Origin of the sequence: Streptomyces aureus (assembly GCF_001418135.1) — a bacterium.
GTDB classification, from domain to species: Bacteria; Actinomycetota; Actinomycetes; order Streptomycetales; family Streptomycetaceae; genus Streptomyces; species Streptomyces aureus_A.
Genome location: NZ_LIPQ01000390.1, coordinates 1 through 6083, shown reverse-complemented (window position 1 = coordinate 6083; position 6083 = coordinate 1). Strand labels below are relative to the sequence as shown.

Annotated in this window: 5 protein-coding genes and 1 pseudogene; 1 reads left to right on the top strand and 5 read right to left on the bottom strand. The window is 72.1% G+C overall.

Annotated features, from left to right (window positions below; translation table 11 throughout):
* The 5 genes and pseudogenes from AOK00_RS41490 to AOK00_RS28400 form a co-directional block, all read right to left on the bottom strand.
* A partial coding sequence (locus AOK00_RS41490; protein WP_367870062.1) for a hypothetical protein occupies positions 1-200 on the bottom strand: 200 nt, incomplete at its 3' end.
* Positions 170-655, bottom strand: a pseudogene (locus AOK00_RS28415) (LacI family transcriptional regulator); the annotation flags it as partial. The pseudogene AOK00_RS28415 and the gene AOK00_RS41490, both read right to left, overlap by 31 nt.
* A gap of 455 nt (positions 656-1110) precedes the next feature.
* On the bottom strand, positions 1111-2181 hold the full coding sequence (locus tag AOK00_RS28410) for a rhamnogalacturonan acetylesterase (protein ID WP_055603107.1): 1071 nt from the start codon (positions 2179-2181) through the stop codon (positions 1111-1113).
* An 18-nt stretch (positions 2182-2199) separates the two neighbouring features.
* Positions 2200-2448 (bottom strand): hypothetical protein, encoded by a 249-nt coding sequence (locus tag AOK00_RS28405; RefSeq protein ID WP_055603106.1) that lies wholly within the window; start codon positions 2446-2448, stop codon positions 2200-2202.
* A 119-nt stretch (positions 2449-2567) separates the two neighbouring features.
* Positions 2568-5480, bottom strand: coding sequence for a glycoside hydrolase family 48 protein (locus tag AOK00_RS28400; RefSeq protein ID WP_055603105.1), 2913 nt, complete (start codon positions 5478-5480; stop codon positions 2568-2570).
* 139 nt (positions 5481-5619) lie between these two features.
* Between AOK00_RS28400 and AOK00_RS28395 the strand changes: the two genes are divergently transcribed.
* On the top strand, positions 5620-6083 hold a 464-nt coding region (locus AOK00_RS28395; protein WP_254047537.1), incomplete at its 3' end, for a cellulose binding domain-containing protein.

Genomic DNA, 6083 nt, shown 5'->3' with positions numbered 1-6083 from the left:
TCCGGGTGACGGCGGCGGCGACGGCGGCGTAGGTGCCGTCGACGGGCCGGTGCAGCAGGCCGATGCCATGGGTCCCGGCGGCGGCGCGCAGTCCGGTGAGGGTGCGGGCGGCGAAGCCCGTACCCCGTTCGTAGACGGCGGGCGGTTCGCCGAGGACGGCGACGCCGGTGTGGCCGAGTCCGGCGAGGTGTTCGACGCAACGTGCTCCGGCGGCCTCGAAGTCGAGGTCGACGCAGTCGAGTCCGGCGGTGTCGGCGGCTTCCGCGGATTCGGCGGGGAGGCCGATGAGGACGGCGGGCCGCTCGGCCTCCTGGAGGCAGGGCAGCCGGGGGTCGTCGAGTCCGACGTCCATGACGATCATGGCGTCGGCGATGGCGCTGCCCTCGACGCGGCGGACGGCCTCGGGGCCTTCCTCGCCGGTGAGCAGCAGGACGTCGTAGCCGTGGGAGCGGGCCGTGGTGGTGACGGCCATGGCGATCTCCATCATGACCGGCACGTAGAGACCGGTGCGGAGCGGCATCATCAGGGCGAGGATGCCGGTCCGGCTGCTGGCGAGCGCGCGGGCGCCGGCGTGCGGCCGGTAGCCGAGGGTGTCGATGCTGTGCTGGATCCGCTCGCGGGTGGGGGCGGATATGGAGCGTTTGCCGCTGAGCACGTAACTGACCGTGCTGGCCGACACCCCGGCGTGGCGGGCGACATCGGCGAGGGTGACCACGTGCGCGCTCCTCGGCTGTTCCCGGTGTTCCGGGCGAACGGCGCCCGTCGATGATTCGAACCCCGACCCTAAGCGGCCGCTCGTCGAGCTGTCCAGGCGGGTCGCGAAGAGTCCAAGCGCCGGGCGGCCGGGCGGGGTTGCGCGGGGCGTCGCGCGCGAGGGGCCGGACTCCGGACGGAAGGCGCTTACTGCGCCGCCGATCTCCTCATTCTCCGTTTCCTCTCGCCTTCACGCCGCTCGACCGGCTTTCCCGGTCCCCCGCCTGGGGCCGGGGCTCGGGTCCTGGCGACGTACGGCAGGGGGCCGGCCCGGTGGATGTCGAGGGCGATGCGGCGCGGCAGCCACCACATGGCGAGCGGGATGGCCCAGGCGCCGATGGCGAAGCCCACCGGGTCCTAGCGGAGCAGACGCTCCGGGACGATTCCACGGGCCCGCAGCTCCGCCGCGACGAGGGCCGCGTACTCCGTGGCCCCGCGCACCGAGGTGTGGGTGTTGTCCCGCTTCTCCGTCGTCAGATAGAGCGCCTTGGAGGGTTCGGGGCCCAGCTCCTCGACCCGCGCCCGGGTGAGGGCGGTGAGGTCGACGAGGGGGGTGCCGAGGGTCGCGGCGAGGGCGCGGATCTCGGCGGGGTGGTCCACGCCGAGGCCGTTGACGAGCAGGGCGCCGTCGTCCAGGGTGCCGTCGGCGTTGAACCAGCGGCGGACGACCGGGGTGACGAGGACGGGTTCGCCGCCCCGGGCCCGTACCCGCTCGACCAGGGTGGTGAGGTTCGCGCGGTAGGTGGCGGCGTCCGTCTGCTTGTCGTTGTGGGCGAGCTGGATCAGGACGGGGTCGCCGGGCCGGATCGCGGCCTCGACCCGGTCGAAGAGGGCCGGGTTCTCCAGGAAGGTGACGGTGCTCTCGCCGGAGTCCGCGTGGTTGGCGACCGCGATCCCCCGCTTCAGATGGGTGGGGAGGAGCTGGCCCCAGCCGGCGTACGGGTCGCCCGGCTGGTCGCAGACGGTCGAGTCCCCGACGAGGAAGAGCCTGCGGGCGGCACCGGCGGGGGTGACCCGGAGCCCGGTGACCCGCGGCGCGGAGCCGCCGAGCACCAGGTCGAGGCCGGGGCTTCCGGCCGGTCCGGTGGGCTCGCCCTCCGGCTCGCGTACGTCCACGGTGAACGAGCGACGGACGCGCTGCCCGGCCCCGGTGACGGTCTCGGCGAGCAGGGAGCGCCGGGTCTCGCCGCTCACCGCGGTGGATCCGGGGGTGTCGCCGCCGAGGGTCACGGTGACGTCGTACGCGCCGGGCGGGACGTCGAAGTGGCAGGCGAGGGACGCGGTGTCCGGGGTGGTGGCGGTGCAGTGGTCGAGCCCCTGGCCGTAGGGGCCGTGGGGTCCCCGGAAGGGGGCGGCGTGGCCGGTGGGTGCGGCGGCGAGGGTGCCGAGCAGGGTCGCCGCGGCGACGAGCAGTGCTGTCCTCCTCATCGGGTGGCCCTCCGGTGGTCAGGTGGGGAGGTGGTCGCCGACGAGGGCGAGGTTCTGGATGGCGGCCGGGCCGTACAGGGCCGTGGTGCGGGTGTTGATCCACTGGTGCTCGTAGCCCGACTCAAGGGCCATTGATCCCTGCATGGGCGTTTTGTCCCCGGCCATGACGGCAGTGTAGCCCTCGCCGTTGTCGAACGTGACCCAGGCTCGCCGGCCGAGCTTGCCCCCGAGGTGGCAGACGCCGACCTCGTCGGTGTGCATGGTCATGGCCTCCGCGAAGCGGAAGACGTCGGCGCGGCGGCGGGAACGGCGGAAGACCGGGCGGTCCCCCTCTCGGGGTCCGCCCGGTCTCGTCGTACGCGGAGCCGCTCCGTGCGGGGCGGCTGCTATTCGAGCAGCTCCGCGTACGAGCCCATGGCCAGGGCGATGTCCGCCTGGGCCCAGAACCGGTGGTACGTGAAGACGGGCGCGGCGCCGCCCGCCAGGTAGGCCTCGATCTTCGGCCAGGCCGGGTCGTCCTGGTAGAAGGTGCGGATCGAGGCGAAGGTGGAGGAGTTGTTCACCGTGTCGCCGTTCGGCATGGTGCCGGTCCAGCCGTTCGGTACGTACACGGGGTCGTCGAAGCGGTTGTAGTCGGCGCGGGTCTCGGGAACGGCGATGCCCAGCGGGTCCTGGTGGTGGTCCCACATGCCGTCGAGGAGGGCCTTGGCGACGCGCTTGGCCTCGGCGTGGCCGGACTTGGCCGCGTAGTAGGTGAGGGTCTTCGCGTAGGCGGCGGCGACGCCGACGTCGTCGGTGTAGTCGGCGACGGTGACGTGCAGACCGGCGTTGGCGCCGGGGCTCGCCGCGTTCCACGTGTCGGGCGCGCCGGACCACTGGAGGGTGGAGGGGATGCGATAGGTGCCGTCCGGGTTGACCGTGGTCTTGGACAGCGCCCAGGAGACCCACTTGTCGAGGACGGTCTTCGCCTGGGCGTCGCCGGTCTGCTGGTAGTACTCGGCGACCCGCTCCATCGACCAGGCCTGGAAGCCGAACCACTGGTTCGACGCCGGGTCGTGGTAGACGGGCTTCTCGTCGTAGAAGAGGCCGTGGAAGGTGGGGGTGCCGGCCGGCGGGGTGGCGTAGCGGCCCTGCCAGCTGTTGGTGGCGCCGCCCGCGATGGCGCCCTCGTCGGACTGGAGCCAGCGGTAGAACTCCAGCTGCCGGTCGAGGCTGGTCGCCCAGTCCGCCGCACCCGTCGTCGACTTGGGCTTGAGCGGGGCGTACTCGCTGAGCGCGTAGGCGGCGAGCGGGTTCTGGTAGCCGCCGTGGGCGTGACTGGAGCCGATGCGCCAGGACCAGCCGGCCGAGGTGTCGGTGGCGCCGCCCCAGGCGTAGTACCAGGACATCAGGTAGTGCGCGCTGTCCTTGCCTGTGCCGGCGGGGCAGGTGGTGGGGCCGACGCAGTTCCCGGCCTTCTTGAAGTACTTGTCGAACATGGCGTACCGCAGGTAGTCGCCCATCTTGGCGGCCTTGCCGACGGTCGCGGAGACCTGACCGCCCTTGCCCTGCTCCTTGGCCCAGAGGTCGGCCCAGTAGGCGGCCTGGACGGCGCGGGCGTCGGCGTCGGGGGCGTTGGTGAACTTCCACTGCTTGGCGTAGGAGGCGTCCCCGGTGAACAGGTCCAGGTAGCCGTTCCGCCCGCCATGACCGAAGTTGTCGCAGGTGGGATGGGTGACGGTCTCCCAGACGGACTCCTGGGGTCCGCGCTGGAAGGTGTTGATGTACGAGGGGCCGGTGGCCGTCGGACCGGCAGAGCACTTGCCGGGCTCGTTGCCGAAACCGTAGACGTTGTCGACGTCCTGGATCCAGTGCATGCCGTAGATGTCGTCGGTGCCGTAGGCGGTCTTGAGTTCCGCGGCGATCGGGTCGGAGCCCGAGGTCACTCCGGAGTCGAGGCGCGCCGGGTACTGGGAGGGCAGGTCCCACTCGGGGGCGTAGGTCGCCGGCTTGGAGGCGTTGTAGGAACCGGTGGTGGGCGTGTCGGCGTGAGTGGGGATCATGAATTTCTCCATGGTCTCCCAGGCGCCGTTGAACTTCGTCCAGTCGCCGGTGATCTTGCCGTACATCGCCTGGAGCCAGATGAGGTAGCTGTACGCCTCCGAGGTCGTCTCGTGCCCGTGGTCGGGGGCCTCGACGATCAGCGTCTCGACGGAGTGGTACGGGATGCCCTCGGGCGAGAAGTAGCCGTTGGCCGGGTTGGTGATCCTCCCGTGCAGGTCGAGGAAGCGGGCGTCGTACGTGGAGTTCGCGGCCAGCTGGGCGACGGTGACCTCGGCCTTGGCGTGGCCGGGTGCGGTCGCGGTGAAGACCGCGGAGCCGGTGCCGGTGGCCGCGGCCGCGACGGTCACCTTCTGGGCGGTGTTCCAGTTCGCCGGGGTGAAGGTGAGCGAGGCCGGGGTCGCGGTGAGGTTGGTGTTGCCCGAGGTGCGGGCCACGCTCACCGTGACGTTGGCGGTGGGGGCGGTGGAGAGCTTCAGGTCGAAGGTGCCGGTGGCGCCCTGACGTACCCCGAGCTGGCTCGGGGCGGCGACGAGCGCGGGGCCGGCGGCGACGGTGATGCCGACGGGCGCGGACTCGGCGGAGGCGCCGAGGCTGTCGTAGGCCTTGGCGTAGAGGGAGTGGGCGCCGGCGGCGAGCCCGGCCGCGCTGAAGGTGAAAGGCGCGGTGGTGTCGGTGCCGAGGAGCGTGGTGTCCCTGTAGAACTCCACCTTGCTCACGGTGGCGCTGTCGGCCGCGGCGGCGGTGGCGGCGAGCGGAACCGCGTCGCCCGAGGTGAAGACGGCGCCCGGTGCGGGGCTGGTGAGGACGGCGACGGGCGGCTGGTGGGCGCCCGTGCAGGGGGTGCCGTTGACCGCGAAGGAGGTGGGGGCGGCGTTGGCGCCGGTGTAGGTGAACTGGGCGCCGGTGGTGGCGGCGGCCCCGGCGGCGAGGGTGCCGTTCCAGGAGGCGTTGGTCACCGTGACGTTCTTGCCGGACTGGGACCAGACGCCGCTCCAGCCGTTGGTGAGCTTCTGGTCACCGGCGTAGGCGTAGGTGAGGGTCCAGCCGTTGAGCACGGTGGTGGCGCGGTTGGTGAGGGTGAGTTCGGCGGTGAAGCCCGAACCCCAGTCGTTCGTCTTGTAGTCGACGCTGCACTGCACGTCGGCGGCCTGGGCCGGGGTGGCACCGACGGCCGTGAGACCGAGGGGGAGGAAGAGCGCGGCGGCCAGCGCGGTCAGCTGCCGGCGCGGTCGCGTTCTTGGTCGGATGCGTGGCATGCGGGTGGTTCTCCTCGCGGCTCGGGAGGTCGGGGGAGCGAAGAGCGAAGGTGCGTGGAGACAAGCTCTGAACCAGTGGGAGCGAATCCGTCCGGTCGGCACACCGTCAGGGGTGTGCCCTCGCTGCGAGGACTCGCTCATGCGACATCCCCCACGTCCGTCCGCGCTGCTCTCCGGGGTGGCGCTCACGATGGCGAGCACCGCGTTCGCCCTCATGGGTACGGCCTCAGGAGCCGCGGCCGCACCCGCTTGCACGGTGGAGTACTCGGTCGTCGGCCAGTGGGCCGGCGGCTACCAGGGCGCCGTCACCGTCACCAACAACAGTGCCGCGCTGAACGGCTGGAGCCTCGGCTTCGCCTTCCCGGCCGGCCAGGTCGTCAGTCAGGGCTGGGGCGGCAAGTGGTCCCAGTCCGGGACCGGCGTCACCGTGGTGAACGAGAGCTGGAACGCCGCGCTCGCCACGGGCGCGAAGGTCACGGGCGGCTTCATCGCCTCGTGGTCGGGTGCCAACACGGCGCCCGCCTCGTTCACGCTCAACGGCACGCCGTGTGCCTCGGGCACCACCCCGACGCCGACTCCCACGCCCACCCCCACCGATCCGAC